This is a genomic window from Pseudomonas capeferrum, assembly GCF_000731675.1.
Classification (GTDB): Bacteria; Pseudomonadota; Gammaproteobacteria; order Pseudomonadales; family Pseudomonadaceae; genus Aquipseudomonas; species Aquipseudomonas capeferrum.
In genome coordinates, this window is record NZ_JMIT01000001.1 from 1,924,853 (window position 1) to 1,942,574 (window position 17,722).

The following is a 17,722-nucleotide window of genomic DNA, read 5'->3' on the forward strand; positions in this document are numbered from 1 at the left end:
GCCCCGCCGCCAGTAACCGCGCGTTCAGGGCTGCTCACCGACCAGGTAGGTCTTGCTGATATGGCGGAACAGCGGATGGCTGGCACTGCCCATCAGCTCGAACAGCACCATCTCGCGGGTCACGATGTGCGCCCCGGCTGCGCGCATGCGCGCCAGGCCTGCAGCCTTGCTGGCGGCCGTGCGGCTGTCACAGGCATCCTCGACCACGAACACCTGCTTGCCCAACGCCAACAGGCCGAGCACGGTCTGCAACACGCAAACGTGGGTTTCCATGCCGCAGACGATCACCTGCTCACGCGCCATCAGGCTGGCCGGCAGGCACTCGGCGGCCACACAGGAAAAATGGCTTTTTTCCACTACCTCGGCAGCGGGCGACGCAGCAATCAGCTCTGCCAACGTATGGCCAAGCCCTTTGGGGTACTGCTCGGAAACCACGGTGGGCAGCTCCAGCTCGGCAGTCGCCGCCAACAACCAGCGCGCCCGCGCGCGGGTGCCTTCAGGGTCGCTCATGGCGCCGATGAGTTTATCCTGGATGTCGACGACCAGCAGCGTGGCCTTGTGTGGATCGATCAGCATTGTCTGCCCCTTGCCTGGGAAAAGGCCTAGCCTCCCCCAGGCAAGCGGTGACGTCAATCAGGCAGAAAGCCGATGCGGCTCAAGCGACGCGGCCAGCAGGCCGAGTACGCGGTCCTCGTGTTCGTGGATGAAGAAGTGGCTGCCGGGGAACACCTCCAACGAAAAGTGCCCCAAGGTTTCCTTGCGCCAGGCCAGCAGTTGCTCCTCGCTGGCTCGGTCATCCTCGCCACCCAGCACGTGCAGCGGGCACTGCAACGCAGGCCGCTGACGATAGGCATAACGGCCGCAGAGCAAGAAATCGGCACGCAGAATCGGCAAGGTCAGGCTCATTAACTCGGCGTTGCCCAGTACTTCCTCTGGCGTACCGTTGAGTGCGCGCAACTCGCTGATCAGCTCATCGTCGCTTTTAGGGTCGCGCCAGTTCTTGCCGTCATAGTCTTCACGCCGAGTAGGGGCGGCAGTGCCGCAGGCAAACAACGCCAACGGCGGCGGACAACCCAGCGCCTGCAGCTCGTGGGCCAGCTCGAATGCCAGCAACGCGCCCAGGCTATGGCCAAGCAGTGCGTAGGGCGCGCTGGCCGCCAAACGCTGTTCGGCTGCCAGTTGCCGGGCAAGCGCCTGCATGTCGGTTTGCAGCGCTTCCCCCATGCGCGCGCCGCGCCCAGGCAGCTCCACCGGCCGCACCTGAAGCCAGGCTGGCAGCTTGCGCCGCCAGCGGCTGTAGACCATGGCGCTGGCCCCCGAGTACGGCAGGCACAGCAGGTTCAGCGTGGTCACTGCGCTGCGGCTTCGGCCATCTTCTGGCGCAGGCTCAGCGGGCGCATGTCGGTCCAGACTTCGTCGATGTAGGCCAGGCAGTCTTTTTTCAGGCCGCTCTTGCCCACTGCACGCCAGCCAGTGGGGATGGCCTTGTAGTCGGGCCAGATCGAGTATTGCTCTTCGTGGTTGACCACTACCTGGAACTGGATATCGTCGCGGTCGAAAACGGAAGTCATTGCCTGTCTCCTTGAGTGATAGATGCCGATACGCGTATGGCGTAGGGCGGCTCTTAGGTAGACGTAGGGCGATGCGGAAAAATTAGAGGGGATTTGGGGTGCATGACGGGGGCCTTGCAGCGCCTGTGAGCCAATTCACCGATCCCGCTTCAAGCCCCCCGCAGCAGGTCATGGTCATCAAGCAACCGATAAGCCACCTGCGGATTACGCTCCAACCCCCGCCGAATCGCTGCCGGTATCAACTGCCGGGTCTTGCGGCACAACCCCGGTTGCTCATCCAGCTCGATCACGATCCCGCGCATGGTCCGCACTTCGTTGAACCCAGGCGCAATGCGCACACGAATACCCAGGTTCTCGTACATCCGTTGCTGCAGCCGCTGCAGGTCATCCAGGTCCTTGAGGTTTTCCAACCGCTCGATCAGGCGTTTTTCTTCCTGCCGGGTAAGCAGGAGGATGCGCTGCGCCGCCGGCGGGTGCTCGGCCAGGTGCTCGCGGCCGCAGTTACAGGCACCAGGGGGGCAAGGTTGGCGAAGGCTGGGTGCTGTGCTCATGGGCCAAGCATAGCGCGTGCCGGCCTCTTCGCAGGTACACCCACCCTGACAGGGAGGGCGCAGCCTTAAAAACTTTCCTGCCAGGATAAAAAGTTTCACAAACCCCTAGACCGCAACCCACCTCTTCGCCTATAAATCGCCTAAAGGAAATTAATATTCCTACGAAGAAACACTTTTCACCACCCCGCGACCCCCTTTGCCCTTGTGCCGACCTGCCCCACTCCACCACGAGGCCCCGACATGCACCCCGCTCCCGATCATTTCATCCTGCGCGTCAGCTGCCCGGCCGTGTCCGGCATCGTCGCCGCAGTGACCACCTACCTGGCCGAGCACGGTTGCTACATCAGCGAAATGGCGCAGTTCGACGACGAGGACAATGGCCGCTTCTTCATGCGCGCCGTGTTCCGCTACAACACCGGCGTGAGCGGCGACACAGCGCAACTGGAAGCGGGCTTCACCGACGTTGCCCAGCGCTTCGACATGGACTGGAGCCTGCACAGCAGCGCCCGCCCGATGCGCGTGCTGCTGATGGTCAGCAAGTTCGACCACTGCCTGTCCGACCTGCTCTACCGCCACGCCAAGGGCGAGCTGGACATGCACATCACCGCGGTGGTCTCCAACCACCTCGACCTGCGCCCCATGGCCGAGCGCCAGGGCATCCGTTTCGTCTACCTGCCGGTGACCAGGGAGACCAAGGCCGAGCAGGAGGCCGCGCTGATGCGCATCGTCGAGGACAGCGGCACCGAGCTGGTGGTACTGGCGCGTTACATGCAAATCCTCTCCGACGACCTGTGCCGCCAGCTGTCCGGCCGGGCAATCAACATCCACCACTCGTTCCTGCCCGGCTTCAAGGGTGCCAAGCCCTATCACCAGGCCTATCAGCGGGGCGTCAAGCTGATCGGTGCCACCGCCCACTACGTCACCAGCGACCTCGACGAAGGCCCGATCATCGAGCAGGAAGTGCAGCGCGTGGACCACGCCTACGCCCCCGAAAACCTGGTGGCGATCGGTCGTGACACCGAGACCATCGCGTTGTCCCGTGCGGTGAAGTACCACCTGGAGCACCGGGTGTTCCTCAACCACGACCGCACGGTGATCTTCAAATGAACGCCACCCTCAGCGTCAAACTGATCGACGGCAAGGCCACCGCCGCGCGGGTATTGGCTGAAGTCCGAGAGCAGGTGCAGACCTTGCGCCAGGGCGGCGTGCAACCGGGCCTGGCCGTTGTGCTGGTGGGGGCAGATGCCGCCAGCCAGGTGTATGTGCGCAACAAGGTGCTGCGTGCCGAGGAAGTGGGCATCCACTCGCTGGAACATCGCCTGCCCGCCGACACCTCCCAGGCGCACCTGCTGACCCTTATAGGCCGGCTCAACCGCGACAGCGCGGTCAACGGCATCCTCGTGCAGTTGCCACTGCCGGCGCATATCGACGCACACCGCGTGCTGCAGGCCATCAGCCCGCTCAAGGACGTGGATGGCTTTCACAGTGAAAACGTCGGCGGCCTGGCCCAGGGCCGCGATGTGCTCACCCCTTGCACGCCCAGTGGCTGCATGCGCCTGCTGCGCGATGCCTGCGGTGAGTTGCGCGGCAAGCATGCGGTGGTGGTCGGCCGCTCGAACATCGTCGGCAAACCCATGGCGGCGTTGCTGTTGCAGGCCGACTGCACGGTGACCGTGGTGCACTCGCGCAGCCACGACCTGCCAACGTTGTGCCGCCAGGCCGACATCCTCGTTGCGGCGGTCGGCAAGCCACGGTTGATCGGTGCCGACTGGCTCAAGCCCGGCGCGGTGGTGATCGACGTGGGCATCAACCGCATCGATGAACACGGCCGCAGCCGCCTGGTCGGCGATGTCGACTTTGCCGCCGCCTTGCCCCAGGTCGCCGGCATCACCCCGGTGCCCGGCGGCGTCGGCCCGATGACCATCGCCTACCTGATGAAAAACACCCTGCTCGCCCTCGACCTGCAACAACAGGCCGCCCAACAGGAGCGCACCGCATGCCTTTCGCCCTGCTGAAATACGGCCTGAGTGCCGACTACCCGGTAGAAGTCGACCTGCCACCCCCTTGCGACCTCAAGCCGCACTACGACGTGGTGATCATCGGTGGCGGCGGCCACGGGCTGGCCATCGCCTATTACCTGGCCAAGTACCACGGCATCACCAACGTCGCGGTGCTGGAAAAGGCCTACCTAGGCGGCGGCAACACCGCACGCAACACGGCGGTGATCCGCTCCAACTACCTCACCAGCGAGGGCGTGCGCTTCTACGCAGAATCCGTGCGGATGTTCCAGAACCTGTCCAACGAGTTCGACTTCAACATCATGTACTCCGAGCGCGGCCAGCTCACCCTGGCGCACACCGACGCCACCGTGCGGGCCTTCCGCCAGCGGGCCGAGGTCAACAAGCACTTCGGCGGGCGCACCGAGATGATCGACCGCCAGCAGATTCGCGAGCTGGTGCCGAGCCTCAACCTCGACCCCGGCCACCTGCCGGTGCTGGCTGGGCTGTGGCATATCGACGGCGCCACCGCGCGCCACGACGCCGTGGCCTGGGGCTATGCCAAGCAGGCGGCCAAGCGCGGTGTGCAGATCCACCAGCTGACCGAAGTGCAGGAGCTGCTGATCCGCAACGGGCGCATCGAGGCGGTCAAGACCAACCGCGGCACCGTGCAGTGCGGTTGCGTGGTGCAGGCGGTGGCCGGGGCCAGTTCGCTATTGATGGCCAAGGCCGGCATCCGCGCGCCGATCCACACCTACCCGCTGCAGGCCATGGTCACTCAGCCGTTCAAGCCGTTTCTCGATCCGCTGGTCAGCTCGTCGGCGCTGCACTGCTACGTGCAGCAGACCAGCCGTGGCGAAATCGTCTTCGGCGGCGGCTCCGACCCGTACCCGCTGTACAACACCCGCTCCACCCTCGACCTCAAGGAAAGCCTGCTGGCCCACGCCATCGAGATGTTCCCGTTCATGGCCAACGCCAAGCTGATGCGCCAATGGGCCGGGAGCACCGACATGACCCCGGACTACAGCCCGATCATGGGCCTGTCGCCGGTCGACAACTACTACCTGGACGCCGGCTGGGGTACCTGGGGCTTCAAGGCCACGCCCATCTGCGGCAAGACCATGGCCGAGCTGGTCGCCAGTGGCGGCAAGGTGCCAGAGATGATCGCGCCGTTCGCCCTGGAGCGCTTCAGCCGCTTCCAGCAAGTCAACGAGATGGGCGCGACTGCGGCCAGCCACTAGAGGAACGCACGATGAAGATCCTCACCTGCCCCTTGAACGGCCCGCGCAACATCAGCGAATTCACCTACGGCGGCGAGTTCAAGCTAATGCCCGACCCGGCCCGTTGCAGCGACGTCGAATGGGCCGACTACGTGTTCAACAGCGACAACCTTGCCGGTGTGGTCACCGAATGGTGGCTGCACAACGCTTCCAGCTACTGGTTCCTGGCCGAGCGCCACACGGTCAGCGACCAGGTGCTGCGCACCTTCGACCCAAACGAAATCTTCGACCGCCGTGTCGAGTTCACCCCAGCCGCCAACCCGGAGATTGCCGGATGAACAGCCTCACTCGCCTCCCCGCCCCCATGGGCCTTTTGATCGACCGCGAGCGGCCGCTGCGCTTTGTCTTCGATGGCCAGGCCTGCCAGGGCTTTGCGGGCGACAGCATCGCCAGCGCACTGCTCGGCAGTGGCCGCTGGCTGCTGTCGCGCTCGTTCAAGTACCACCGCCCGCGTGGCCCGCTGAGCCTGGCCGGGCAAGATGCCAACACCTTGGTGCAACTGCCCGACGAACCCAACGTGCTGGCCGATATGGAGGCGGCCCGTGATGGCCAGGTGGTCGAAGGCCAGAACTTCAACGGTAGCCTGGAGCACGACCGTGACGCCTACCTGGGCAAGTTTTCGCGGTTCATGCCGGTTGGCTTCTATTACCGGTCGTTCTACAAGCCCAAAGGCATGTGGAAGGTCTGGGAGCCGCTGATCCGCAAGAAAGCCGGCCTTGGCGTGCTCGACCTGGGCTTCAAGCCGCAGTACCACGACAAGGCTTACCTGTTTGTCGACGTGGCCGTGATCGGCGGCGGCCCTGCTGGCCTGCGCGCGGCGCTGGACGCAGCCACTGCCGGGGCCAAGGTGCTGCTGATCGAGCAGCAGCCCGTGCTGGGCGGTTCGCTCACCTACGCCCGCTTCGACATTGCCGGCACCCGCGCCAGCCACCTGCGCCAGGCATTGCTCGATGCCGTCGAGGCCCACCCGAACATCCAGGTGCTGCTGCAAGCCACCTGTAATGGCTGGTTCACCGACAACTACCTGCCGGTGATCCAGCACACACGCCTGTACAAGGTGCGTGCCACTCGCTGCCTGGTCACGGCCGGTGCGTTCGACCAGCCGGTGGTGTTCCGCAACAACGACCTGCCCGGGATCATGCTGACCAGCGCCGCGCAACGGCTGATGAAGTTGTACGCGGTCAAGCCGGGGCAGCGTGCGGTGGTCCTCACCGGCCACGACGACGGCTACCTGGCGGCCCTCGACCTGCAAGATCAAGGCGTGGCCGTCGCCGCCCTGGTGGACATGCGCGCGGCGCCGGCAGACGCCGCATTGGCCAGCGAGCTCAAGCGCCGCGACATCCCTCTGCACCTGGGCAGCACCGTTTATGAAGCCCTGCACGACAAGGGCCTGCGCCATGTCAGCGGCGTCGACATCCGCCCCATCACCGGCCAAGGCAAGGTGGGTACGCAAGGCCTGCGCCTGGCCTGCGACCTGCTGTGCATGTCGGCCGGCTACATGCCGGTATATCAACTGCTGTGCCAGGCAGGCGGCAAGCTGGCATACGACGTCGTCCGTGATGCGTTCAGCCTCAGCAACTTGCCAGTCGGTCTGGCTATCGCAGGTTCGGTGAATGGCCGGCATCACCTGGACAACGTGCTCGCCGACGCGACCCGCGCCGCTGCCGAGGCGGTCGCGGCGCTGGGCCTGCCAGCGCCCGCGCTGACGGCTTTCGGCCCCGAGGCCAAGGTCAACTTCCCCTGGCCGATCTTCCCGCACCCCAAGGGCAAGGACTTCGTCGATTTCGATGAAGACTTGCAGGTGCGCGACATCGTCAACGCCACCCGCAGTGGCTACCGCGACGTGCAACTGGTCAAGCGTTTCTCCACGGTGGGCATGGGCCCGTCCCAGGGCCGGCATTCGGCGCTGCCCACCGCGCGTCTGGTGGCCCAGGCCACCGGGCGCAGCATCAGCGAAACCGGCGTGACCACCGCCCGGCCACCCTTTCAGGCCGAGAAGCTGGCGCATGTCGCCGGCCGTGCCTTCGACCCGTACCGGCAGACGCCGATGCACCGCCGCCATGTGGCGGCGGGCGCGAAGATGATGCCCGCCGGCATCTGGCAGCGCCCTGCCTACTACGGCAAACCCGACGAGCGCGAACGCTGCATGCAGGAAGAAGCCCGCCATGTGCGCGAAAAGGTCGGCCTGATCGACGTCTCCACCTTGGGCGGCCTCGACGTGCGCGGCCCAGACGCCGCCGAACTGCTCGAACGCCTGTACACCTTCGGCTTTGCCAAGCTGGCCATCGGCCGCACTCGCTATGCGCTGATGACCAACGAGCATGGCGTGGTGATCGATGATGGCGTGTGCGCCCGCCTGAGCGAGCAGCATTTCTACGTCACCGCCACCACCAGTGGCGTCGACCGCATCTACCAGCAGATGCTCAAGTGGAACGCGCAGTGGCGGCTGGACGTGGACATCACCAACGTCACCGCCGCCCTGGCCGCCGTCAACCTGGCAGGCCCCTTGTCGCGCCAGGTGCTGGCCACGGTGTGCGAGGGTGTGGATCTTTCGGCCGAGGCCTTCCCTTACCTGGGCGTGCGCCTGGGCAAGGTGGCCGGCATCGCGGCGCGCATCTTGCGGGTCGGTTTCGTTGGCGAGCTGGGCTATGAGGTGCATGTGCCGGCGCGCCATGCCGAACGCCTGTGGGACGCGTTGATGCAGGCCGGTGCCGGGCTGGGTATCCGCCCCTTCGGCGTCGAGGCTCAGCGCCTGCTGCGCCTGGAAAAGGGCCATGTGATCATCAGCCAGGACACCGACGGCATGACCCACCCGGCCGAGATCGACATGCAATGGGCAATCGGCCGCAAGAAGCCGTTTTTCGTCGGCAAACGTTCGATCGAGATCCTTGAAGCGCAGCCGCTCAAGCGCAAGCTGGTCGGCTTCACCCTGCCCAAGGGCAGCCCGCAGCCGCTGGAAGGCCACCTGGTGCTGGACGGCCCGGACATCAGCGGCAACGTCACCTCCTGCGAGTACTCGCAAACCCTCGGGCAGATCATCGGCCTGGCCTACGCCGGCGCCCATCAGGCCACGCCTGGCATGCACATCCCGATCCGCGTCGAGGGCGGGGTGATGGTCAATGCCAAGGTGGTGCAACTGCCCTTCCACGACCCCGACAACCTGCGCCAGGAACGCTGAGCCATGACCAACCTGAACACGCAAGCATTCCTCTCAAACGGCCCGCAGACCTGCGCGTTGACCGACCTCACCGATTTGCCGCGGGTCGGTTTTCGGGGCAGCGACAGCGCGGGCTACCTGCAAGCGCACGGTTACCATTTGCCATCGCTGCCTAACCAGGCACTGCGCCAGGACGACGGTGGCTGGGTGGTGCGCCTGTCGGCCAGTGAGTATTTACTGTTGGGCAGCCTCAGCGACCAGGGCGCGAGGGTGGCCGCGCAAGAGGCCGAGTGGGTGCAGGGCGCCCAGCGCAACTACCTGCTGCCGCGCCAGGACAGCCATGCCTGGCTGCAGGTGTCGGGGCAGCATTGCAGCGCGGTGATGGCCAAGCTGTGTGGCGTTGACCTGCGTGCAGAGGCGTTTCCGGTCGGTGCCGTGGCGCAGACATCGGCGGCGCGGATCAACGTGATTGTGGTGAATGTGGCCAGTGAGGGGGTGCCGAGGTTGCAGATCCTGTTTGATCGGCCTTCGCTGGCGTATTTCCGCGAGGCGATGCTGGATGCCATGGCGGAGTTCGATGGGCGGCTTGTCGGGTGAATCCCCAAACAAGCCCACACGATCAATACAGGCCGTTCAGCACTTGAAGTTGCGCCAATCGCTCCCGTAGAAACTCGACAAACCCCTGCACCGGCCTGGCCACCTGCCGGTGCTGCGGATACACCGCCGACAACTGCAACGCCGGCGGTGTCCAGCCTTGCAGCAGACTTACCAACAGCCCATCGGCCAACGCCTGCCCGACAATGAAGGTCGGCAGGTACGTCACCCCCATCCCGGCAATCGCCGCGTCCCTCAGCAGCTCGCCATTGTTGGCCCGCATCCGACCGGTCACCGCGATGGCCTGAGCCTTGCCACCTTGGGTGAACTGCCATTGCACCTGTCGTGAATGCCCATAGGGCAGGCAGTCATGCTCGGCCAGCGCTTCGGGCCGCTGCGGCACGCCTCGCGCGTCCAGATACGCCGGGCTGGCGCAATACACCCGCTCGACGCTGGCAATCCGCCGCGCGATCAGGCTGGAGTCCTCCAGCGCGCCGATGCGCAGGGCCAGGTCGTAGCCTTCGCCGATCAGGTCCACCGCACGGTCGCTGAGGTCCACCTCCACATCCAGCTGCGGGTGCAAGCGCAGAAACTCGGTCAGCAGGCAGCCCAGGTGCGACATGGCAAACGACAGCGGCGCACTCAGACGCAAGGTACCGCGCAGGGCCTGTGCCTGGCCGCTGATGTCGTGCTCCACCTGTTGCACTTCGCCCAGCAGGCGCAGCGCCGACTGGTAGTAGTGCTGGCCGAGCGGCGTGGCGTCCAGGCGCCGGGTGGAGCGGTTGAGCAGGCGCACGCCCAGGCGTTCTTCGAGCTGCATCAGGCGCCGGCTGACCGATTGCTTGGACATGCCCAGGCGGTCGGCGGCAGCGGTGAAGCTGCCGGCTTCCATGACCTGGGCAAAGATACGCATGTCTTCGTAGGGGTTCATTGTCTCGCTCTTGATGACAGTCCGCCGCTTTATAGCGGTTTTCTACCCTCAGTGCAGCTGCATAATGCTTTACATTTCTACGAAAATAACACCAAGCACTGACCATATTGCACCAGCAACCATCAGTGCCATTGCTACGCTCATTCGCCGCCGCAAATATTCGGGGAATTGGTCATTATCCTCAGGATGTAACTGGCCACGGCGGATGAAGAGGTTAGGCCAAAGAACTGCACTGCTCATCCCTGCTACAACCATGAACCTCGCACGTAGGCTCAGTGTTCCTGAAAACTGAGTCTCCTCTACCAGTAACGAACTGCGCCTGAACGCGTGACACATCACCATGAAATGCCGCGAACCTGCAATGTAGAAATCAATCGCTAACCCTATAAAAATCATAACCAGAGGGGAGCACAAGAAGGCCAAACGAGCATAAATCGACCAATCCTCCAACCTAGTTATATATAAACTCATAAATTTGCTCCCCCGCCTTTTCGCCGATTACCTCTACACCTTGAGATACGCCAAAGGCTGTGGCGCCAACTGTGACTATGCCGCAGGCAGCTTTACCCCAAACTCCAAATTGGCACACGGCTACAGCAGCTGCTCTTCCAGCCCCCGCGCCCAACGCCCCACCGGCAAGCCCACCTGAGAAACTGCCGGTCTCCGTAAAACGTACTTTCTTACACTCATCGGTCTCACCTGCACGGCAAGCTTCATGTACTTTCAGGTAGGAAGCACCGGCGCCAAGTCCGATCCCAACCCAACCGCCATACTTCAGATACTTTGAGACCTTTGCCACTTCGTCCAGATGCGTCACGTAACCCGGGATCTGCCCTGGTACACCCGCTTTCTTCCAGTGATGCACCACACTCTTGGTAGAGATCCCGAGATCACGTCGTAAATTATCGTAGCTTCCCAAACCTAGCGATTTGTTCAAAAACGCCGTGCGCAATTGGCCATCAGTTGCTTGTGGAGCTCCTTGCGCAACGCAAAAAATTCAGGGCTATTTAGATGACCATGGAGCGCAAATTGGCGTTGGTGTAAGGCTTCGATGCCTTTCAACGTATCCTTCACCTGCGACAGCCCCCGCTCCAGCATGTCCTTACCCACCCCCATTGACTGACTTGCCCCATTGAGCACCCCGGCAATCTCACCGATGTGCTTCATCATGAAGTTTGCCTCCTCCTCGGAAAGGATCGCCAGCGACGCTCTTGCCTCCTCCGCCACCATAATCAATTCGGCCTCCGCTGCACTGCAGGAAAACCCGCTGTGGGGGCTGCCGAGCACAAAAATTTCACCCGCCTTGAAACCCTCTGGGTACGTAGGATTCAAGCGCTGCAAAAACGCCACTGGCAAAGGGCTGTGCGTCGCGCCAAGGCTCTGAAGCACCTGCTCGAACGACATGCTGCGTTGCACAATATGGAAGCCAGGCTCAAGTACAGACGATGAGCCGACGGGAAATGCGGGGTACGCCTGTGCAGGGCTTTGCCCTGCTATAGAAGCCGAGTGACGGGCGGCAGAGGCAGGCGATGTAGCCTGAGCAGAATGGCTGCCTGCTCTGTGCATGGCTGACTGCGCGATGACCCGGTTGCTGCCGTTTGGGCAATCACACTTGACCAGCGCCCCATCCACAACTGCCGGTTTACCTCCGATGATGAAAAAACTCACCCCTTCTACAATGACCCCGGCCTTCTTGCAGTTCGGGCACTCGGTCGTGGCATCGCCCAGGCGCAGTGCACGTCGGTTGTCCCCCCGGAAGTTCGTACTGCTGGCAATGCAAACCGCGCCTGTGGTGGTGATATCGCCATCCAGCGCTTGCCCTTTTCCATGTATCGATATGCGCGTCATGAATAGCCTCCGGCCGTAGAAAGCTGGAAGCTAGCACTGGAAAAACATGTACAGACCTGGTTCGAGGAAAATCAGAATTCCCTTACAAGAACGCCAGCGCTCATCCGCTCAGGGCTCGAACCCCTCGACGATGATGACCTCAGCCTTCGCCACGCCTTGGCGATGGCCGCAGGCGTCCTGGTACAGCTCGGACCGGTAACAGGCCAGCGCCTGCTCATACGATTCGAACTCGATCACCACACTGCGCTGCGGCGTCTGCCTGCCTTCCATCGCCTCGCTGCGCCCACCCCGGGCCAGAAACCGCCCACCGAAAACCGCAAAGGCGGCAGGCGCACGCTGGGTGTACTGCTGGTACTGCTCAGGGTCGGTCACGTCCACATGGGCGATCCAATACGCTTTCATCCGCTGATCTCCTGTTGCAAATCTATTTGTGTATGATGGTATACCATAATAATCACCCCATCACAGCGAGCGTGCAACATGGCTTTCAACAGCATCGAAGAACTCCTCGAAGACTACCGGCAAGGCAAAATGGTACTGCTGGTGGACGACGAGGATCGAGAAAACGAAGGCGACCTGCTGATCGCCGCCGAGCGCTGTGACGCCCAGGCCATCAACTTCATGGCCCGCGAAGCCCGTGGCCTGATCTGCCTGACCTTGACCGACGATCACTGCCAGCGCCTGGGCCTGGAGCAGATGGTGCCGGCCAACGGCAGCGTGTTCAGCACCGCCTTCACGGTGTCGATCGAAGCCGCCACGGGCGTTACCACCGGTATTTCCGCGGCTGACCGGGCACGCACCGTGGCGGCGGCCATGGCGCCGAGCGCACGCCCCGAAGACCTGGTACAGCCTGGGCATATCTTCCCCTTGCGTGCCCGCGAAGGCGGTGTGCTGACCCGCGCCGGCCACACCGAAGCCGGCTGCGACCTGGCCCGCCTGGCCGGTTTCAGCGCCGCTTCGGTAATCGTCGAAGTGCTCAACGACGACGGCACCATGGCCCGCCGCCCGGACCTGGAAGTGTTCGCAGCACGGCACGGCATCAAGATCGGCACCATCGCCGACCTGATCCACTACCGCCTGAGCACCGAACAGACCATCAAGCGCATCGGCGAACGCGAACTGCCCACGGTGCACGGCACCTTCCGCCTGGTCACCTATGAAGACCGCATCGAAGGCGGTGTGCACATGGCCATGGTGATGGGTGATATCCGCCGCGAACAGCCCACCCTGGTGCGCGTGCATGTGATCGACCCGCTGCGCGACCTGGTGGGCGCCGAATATGCAGGCCCGGCCAACTGGACGCTGTGGGCGGCGCTGCAGAAGGTGGCCGAGGAAGGTACCGGCGTGGTGGTGATCCTGGCCAACCATGAATCCTCGCAGGCGTTGCTCGAACGCGTGCCGCAACTGACCCAGCCGGTGCGGCCTTACCAACGCGGGCAGTCCAAGGTGTATTCGGAGGTCGGTACCGGGGCGCAGATTCTGCAGGATCTGGGCGTGGGCAAGCTGCGCCATCTGGGGCCGCCGCTGAAGTACGCGGGGCTGGCGGGGTATGAGCTGGAAGTGGTGCAGAGCATTCCCTTCGAACCCGGTGTGGAAGGCTGACACCGCCCCTACACCCAACAGCGTTGGGATGTTTGCAGAGGTGGAGTGATGGCCGGTCGCCTTCGCCTCTTGCCAAAAGTTTGGAATACCATAATATGATATCCCGTAGACCTTGAATGTGCAGGCCAGCACCTAGAATCACAATCGGCCACACGACACTTTGTTTTAGCTGCTCCCCGAATACTGTTGGCGGGCGCACCAAAAAGCCCCGCCTCGAATAACAAAAGCAACGAGGGCGTAACCATGCTGTTGAGCAAACGTGTAACCGCAGTGCTGTCCGCCAGCCTGCTGACCCTGGCCTGTCAGGCCACGCAGGCCGCTGACAGCCTGAACTTCGTCAGCTGGGGCGGTACCACCCAGGACGCCCAGAAAGAAGCATGGGCCGTACCCTTCTCCAAATCGACCAATATCAAAGTCGTCCAGGACGGCCCGACCGACTACGGCAAGCTAAAGGCCATGGTCGAGAGCGGCAACGTGCAGTGGGACGTGGTCGACGTCGAAGCCGACTTCGCCCTGCGCGCCGCCAGCGAAGGCCTGCTCGAACCCCTGGATTTCAACACGGTCAAGAAAGACCGCATCGACCCGCGCTTCGTCTCCGATCATGGCGTCGGCTCGTTCTTCTTCTCGTTCGTGCTCGGCTACAACGAAGGCAAGCTCGGTGCCAACAAGCCAGTGGACTGGACCTCGCTGTTCGACACCAAGACCTACCCCGGCAAGCGCGCCCTGTACAAGTGGCCGAGCCCCGGCGTGCTGGAGCTGGCCTTGCTGGCCGACGGCGTCGCGCCCGACAAGCTCTACCCGCTGGACCTGGACCGCGCCTTCAAGAAACTCGACACCATCAAGAAAGACATCGTCTGGTGGGGCGGTGGCGCCCAGTCGCAGCAATTGCTGGCCTCCGGTGAAGCCTCGCTTGGCCAGTTCTGGAACGGCCGCGTCTACGCCTTGCAGCAAGACGGTGCACCGGTTGGCGTGAGCTGGAAGCAGAACCTGGTCATGGCCGACTTCCTGGTCATCCCCAAAGGCGCCAAGAACAAGGACGCGGCCATGAAGTTCCTGGCCAACGCCAGCAGCCCCGAAGGCCAGGCCGATTTTGCCAACCTCACGGCGTACGCACCTGTCAACCTGGACAGCGTGCCCAAGCTCAAAGCCGACCTCGCGCCAAACCTGCCGACCGCCTACGCCCAGGACCAGGTAACCCTGGACTTCGCCTACTGGGCGAAGAACGGCCAGGCCATCGCCGCGCGCTGGAATGAGTGGCTGGTCAAATGAAAGTCGCCATCAACGCCCTGCACAATGCGCAAGGTGCCCCCACGGGCACCGGCGCCCCGGGAACGGCCCCCCGCCGCGTGAGCTTGGGCCAGCGCTGGAAAGGCAGCCGCAACCTGCTGCCTGCCTTGCTGTTTCTTGGCCTGTTCTTCTTCGCCCCGCTGATCGGCCTGTTGCTGCGCGGTGTGCTGGAGCCGGTGCCGGGCCTGGGTAACTACGAGCAGTTGTTCGCCAACTCAGCCTACGCCCGGGTGCTGTTCAACACCTTCTCGGTGGCTGGGGTGGTAACGCTGATCAGCGTGCTGCTGGGCTTCCCGCTGGCCTGGGCGATCACCCTGGTACCCAATGGCTGGGGCCGCTGGCTGCTGAACATCGTGCTGCTGTCGATGTGGACCAGCCTGCTGGCGCGCACCTACTCGTGGCTGGTGTTGCTGCAGAGTTCGGGGGTGATCAACAAGGCGTTGATGGCCATGGGGATCATCGATACCCCGCTGGAAATGGTGCACAACCTCACCGGCGTGGTAATCGGCATGAGCTACATCATGATCCCGTTCATCGTGCTGCCGCTGCAGGCGACCATGCATGCCATCGACCCAATGGTGCTGCAAGCAGGCTCGATCTGCGGCGCCAGCCCATGGACCAACTTCTGGAAGGTGTTCCTGCCGCTGTGCCGCTCGGGGCTGTTCTCGGGGGCGTTGATGGTGTTCGTGATGTCGCTCGGTTACTACGTCACCCCAGCCCTGCTCGGCGGTGCGCAGAACATGATGCTGCCCGAATTCATCATCCAGCAGGTGCAGTCGTTCCTCAACTGGGGCCTGGCCAGCGCCGCCGCCGCACTGCTGGTGGTCATCACCCTGGTGCTCTTCTACCTGTACCTGAAGCTGCAGCCGGAATCCCCGGTCGGCAACGCGAGGTAATCCGCCATGCTCCTGTCACCCAATGCCATGGGCCGCCCGCTGCGTACGGGCTTGTACCTGACCACCGGGGTCATCGCCGCCTTCCTGTTGCTGCCGGTGGTGTTCATCGTGCTGCTGTCGTTCGGCTCGTCCCAGTGGCTGGTATTCCCGCCACCGGGCTGGACCTTCAAATGGTATGGCCAGTTCTTCTCCAACCCTGAGTGGATAGACGCAGCCCTGGCCAGCCTCAAGGTCGCCGTGCTGACCACGGTCGCCGCAGTACTGCTGGGCCTGCCCACCGCGTTTGCCCTGGTACGTGGCCGCTTCCCCGGCCGCGAGATGCTCTACGGCCTGTTCACCATGCCGATGATCGTGCCGCTGGTGATCATCGCCGTGGCGGTGTATGCGCTGTTCCTCAAATTGGGCTACACCGGCACGCTGTTCGCGTTCGTGGTCAGCCACGTGATCGTCGCCCTGCCCTTCACCATCATCTCGATCATCAACTCGCTCAAGCTGTTCGACCAGTCGATCGAGGACGCTGCAGTCATTTGCGGGGCCTCGCGCCTGCAGGCGATCTTCAAGGTGACCTTCCCGGCCATTCGCCCGGGGATGATCGCCGGCGGCCTGTTCGCCTTCCTCGTCTCGTGGGACGAAGTGGTGCTCAGCGTGATGATGGCGAGCCCCGACCTGCAGACCCTGCCCGTGAAGATGTGGACCACCCTGCGCCAGGACCTGAGCCCCGTGATCGCCGTGGCCTCGACGCTGCTGATCGGCCTGTCCCTGCTTGTGATGATTATTGCCGCCGCCCTGCGCCGGCGCACCGAAGTCAACGCCTGAGTGCCGGAGAGAATAACAATGAGTGCAGTGATCAAAGACAACGCGCACACCAAGACCCTGGTCAGCCTGCGCGGCCTGAACAAGCACTACGGCGACTTCACCGCCGTGGACAACCTCGACCTGGAAATCCAGGACGGCGAGTTCCTGACCTTTCTCGGCTCCAGCGGTTCGGGCAAGTCCACGACCCTGTCGATGCTGGCCGGTTTCGAGACCCCGAGCAGCGGCGAGATTCTGGTCGAGGGCCAATCACTGGTGAACGTGCCGCCGCACAAGCGTGATATCGGCATGGTGTTCCAGCGCTACTCGCTGTTCCCGCACTTGAACGTGCGCGACAACATCGCCTTCCCCCTGGCCATCCGCAAGCTTGGCAGCGCCGAAATCAACAAGCGGGTCGACGCCATGCTCAAGCTGGTGCAACTGGAGAAGTTCGCCCACCGCAAGCCTTCGCAGATGTCCGGCGGCCAGCAGCAGCGCGTGGCGATTGCCCGGGCGCTGGTCTACGAGCCCCGCATCCTGCTGATGGACGAACCGCTGGGCGCGCTCGACAAGAAGCTGCGTGAAGACCTGCAGGACGAACTGCGCCAGTTGCACCGGCGCTTGGGAATCACCATTGTCTATGTGACCCATGACCAGGAAGAGGCCATGCGCCTGTCCCAGCGCATCGCCATCTTCAGCCACGGCAAGATCGTCGGGCTGGGCAGTGGTTACGACCTTTACCAGAACCCGCCAAATGCGTTTGTCGCCTCGTTCCTGGGCAACTCCAACTTCCTGCGGATCAAGGCCAGCAGCAACGGCGCGGGCAGTTTCGAGGGCCAGCCTGTGGCGATCCGCCTGACCGCCGGTTTGGCTGCCGGGCAGGAGGCGCTGATCATGGTGCGCCCGGAAAAAGCCTTGGCGCTGACCACCGCCCAGGCTGCGGCGCAACCCCTGCCGCCCGGCTGGAACGAGGTGGCTGCCAAGGTCGCCGAGGTGCTGTTCCTGGGTGAAAGCCAGACCTGCCATGTGGTCACCGCAGGCGGTACCGAGATGACCGTGAAGGCGCTGTCTGCGGCAGGCATGCCGATGCAGCCGGGCGACACCGTGAACGTGCGCTGGGCGGTGGCCGATGCCTGCATCTATACCGAGTGGGCAGAGAGTGACCTGAGCAAGTCGGCAGGCGCGCACTGAGGGTGCTGGGGCCGCAAAGCGGCCC

At 63.6% G+C, this 17,722-nt stretch carries 19 protein-coding genes; 11 read left to right on the plus strand and 8 right to left on the minus strand.

The features are described from left to right. Nucleotides 1-24: 24 nt before the first annotated feature. The 4 genes from PC358_RS08645 to PC358_RS08660 form a co-directional block, all read right to left on the minus strand. Complete coding sequence (locus PC358_RS08645; protein WP_033698881.1) at nt 25-576, minus strand: hydrolase; 552 nt, start codon at nt 574-576, stop codon at nt 25-27. 57 nt (nt 577-633) lie between these two features. Then, nucleotides 634-1,353, minus strand: a complete 720-nt coding sequence (locus PC358_RS08650) for a thioesterase II family protein (RefSeq protein ID WP_033698882.1) — start codon at nt 1,351-1,353, stop codon at nt 634-636. After that, on the minus strand, nt 1,350-1,571 hold the full coding sequence (locus PC358_RS08655) for an MbtH family protein (protein ID WP_033698884.1): 222 nt from the start codon (nt 1,569-1,571) through the stop codon (nt 1,350-1,352). The genes PC358_RS08650 and PC358_RS08655 overlap by 4 nt, the downstream gene beginning before the upstream one ends. 149 nt (nt 1,572-1,720) lie before the next feature. Continuing rightward, on the minus strand, nt 1,721-2,122 hold the full coding sequence (locus tag PC358_RS08660; protein WP_033698885.1) for a hypothetical protein: 402 nt from the start codon (nt 2,120-2,122) through the stop codon (nt 1,721-1,723). Nucleotides 2,123-2,362: 240 nt separating this feature from the next. On the opposite strand from PC358_RS08660, the gene purU reads away from it, so the two are divergent. Genes purU through PC358_RS08690 form a run of 6 tightly spaced genes read left to right on the plus strand, consistent with a single transcriptional unit; the run spans nt 2,363 to nt 9,153 of the window. Beyond that, nucleotides 2,363-3,229 carry a formyltetrahydrofolate deformylase gene (gene purU / locus PC358_RS08665; RefSeq protein ID WP_033698887.1) on the plus strand — a complete coding sequence of 289 codons (867 nt, stop codon included), beginning with the start codon at nt 2,363-2,365 and terminating at the stop codon, nt 3,227-3,229. Beyond that, nucleotides 3,226-4,137 carry a bifunctional methylenetetrahydrofolate dehydrogenase/methenyltetrahydrofolate cyclohydrolase FolD gene (folD, locus tag PC358_RS08670; RefSeq protein ID WP_033698888.1) on the plus strand — a complete coding sequence of 304 codons (912 nt, stop codon included), beginning with the start codon at nt 3,226-3,228 and terminating at the stop codon, nt 4,135-4,137. The genes purU and folD overlap by 4 nt, the downstream gene beginning before the upstream one ends. Then, the gene (locus PC358_RS08675) at nt 4,119-5,360 is read left to right on the plus strand and encodes an FAD-dependent oxidoreductase (RefSeq protein WP_033698889.1); all 1,242 of its coding nucleotides are present in this window, start codon (nt 4,119-4,121) and stop codon (nt 5,358-5,360) included. The genes folD and PC358_RS08675 overlap by 19 nt, the downstream gene beginning before the upstream one ends. 11 nt (nt 5,361-5,371) lie before the next feature. Further along, on the plus strand, nt 5,372-5,677 hold the full coding sequence (locus PC358_RS08680) for a sarcosine oxidase subunit delta (protein WP_033698890.1): 306 nt from the start codon (nt 5,372-5,374) through the stop codon (nt 5,675-5,677). Next, the gene (locus tag PC358_RS08685) at nt 5,674-8,577 is read left to right on the plus strand and encodes an FAD-dependent oxidoreductase (protein WP_033698892.1); all 2,904 of its coding nucleotides are present in this window, start codon (nt 5,674-5,676) and stop codon (nt 8,575-8,577) included. The genes PC358_RS08680 and PC358_RS08685 overlap by 4 nt, the downstream gene beginning before the upstream one ends. A 3-nt stretch (nt 8,578-8,580) precedes the next feature. Further along, complete coding sequence (locus PC358_RS08690; protein WP_033698894.1) at nt 8,581-9,153, plus strand: aminomethyltransferase family protein; 573 nt, start codon at nt 8,581-8,583, stop codon at nt 9,151-9,153. 22 nt (nt 9,154-9,175) lie between these two features. Here the strand turns inward: PC358_RS08690 and PC358_RS08695 are convergent, their stop codons facing one another. The 4 genes from PC358_RS08695 to PC358_RS08710 all read right to left on the minus strand — a co-directional run bounded on the left by PC358_RS08695 (nt 9,176) and on the right by PC358_RS08710 (nt 12,331). Then, complete coding sequence (locus PC358_RS08695) at nt 9,176-10,081, minus strand: LysR family transcriptional regulator (RefSeq protein ID WP_033698895.1); 906 nt, start codon at nt 10,079-10,081, stop codon at nt 9,176-9,178. Nucleotides 10,082-10,532: 451 nt separating this feature from the next. Continuing rightward, nucleotides 10,533-11,033 (minus strand): hypothetical protein, encoded by a 501-nt coding sequence (locus PC358_RS28120; protein WP_241380915.1) that lies wholly within the window; start codon nt 11,031-11,033, stop codon nt 10,533-10,535. Continuing rightward, on the minus strand, nt 11,015-11,929 hold the full coding sequence (locus PC358_RS08705; protein WP_241380916.1) for a PAAR domain-containing protein: 915 nt from the start codon (nt 11,927-11,929) through the stop codon (nt 11,015-11,017). Before PC358_RS08705 ends, PC358_RS28120 begins: the two co-directional genes overlap by 19 nt. Before the next feature lie 108 nt (nt 11,930-12,037). Next, on the minus strand, nt 12,038-12,331 hold the full coding sequence (locus PC358_RS08710) for a DUF1330 domain-containing protein (RefSeq protein ID WP_033698896.1): 294 nt from the start codon (nt 12,329-12,331) through the stop codon (nt 12,038-12,040). Nucleotides 12,332-12,409: 78 nt separating this feature from the next. Here PC358_RS08710 and ribBA point away from each other — a divergent pair, with 78 nt between their 5' ends. The 5 genes from ribBA (at nt 12,410) to PC358_RS08735 (ending at nt 17,697) form a co-directional block, all read left to right on the plus strand. Then, nucleotides 12,410-13,531 (plus strand): bifunctional 3,4-dihydroxy-2-butanone-4-phosphate synthase/GTP cyclohydrolase II, encoded by a 1,122-nt coding sequence (gene ribBA / locus PC358_RS08715; RefSeq protein ID WP_033698897.1) that lies wholly within the window; start codon nt 12,410-12,412, stop codon nt 13,529-13,531. 243 nt (nt 13,532-13,774) lie between these two features. Further along, complete coding sequence (locus PC358_RS08720; RefSeq protein ID WP_033698898.1) at nt 13,775-14,800, plus strand: polyamine ABC transporter substrate-binding protein; 1,026 nt, start codon at nt 13,775-13,777, stop codon at nt 14,798-14,800. After that, nucleotides 14,797-15,714 (plus strand): ABC transporter permease, encoded by a 918-nt coding sequence (locus PC358_RS08725; RefSeq protein WP_033698899.1) that lies wholly within the window; start codon nt 14,797-14,799, stop codon nt 15,712-15,714. The genes PC358_RS08720 and PC358_RS08725 overlap by 4 nt, the downstream gene beginning before the upstream one ends. Before the next feature lie 6 nt (nt 15,715-15,720). After that, nucleotides 15,721-16,530, plus strand: a complete 810-nt coding sequence (locus PC358_RS08730) for an ABC transporter permease (RefSeq protein WP_033698900.1) — start codon at nt 15,721-15,723, stop codon at nt 16,528-16,530. An 18-nt stretch (nt 16,531-16,548) separates the two neighbouring features. Further along, on the plus strand, nt 16,549-17,697 hold the full coding sequence (locus PC358_RS08735) for an ABC transporter ATP-binding protein (RefSeq protein WP_033698901.1): 1,149 nt from the start codon (nt 16,549-16,551) through the stop codon (nt 17,695-17,697). Nucleotides 17,698-17,722 lie beyond the last annotated feature (25 nt).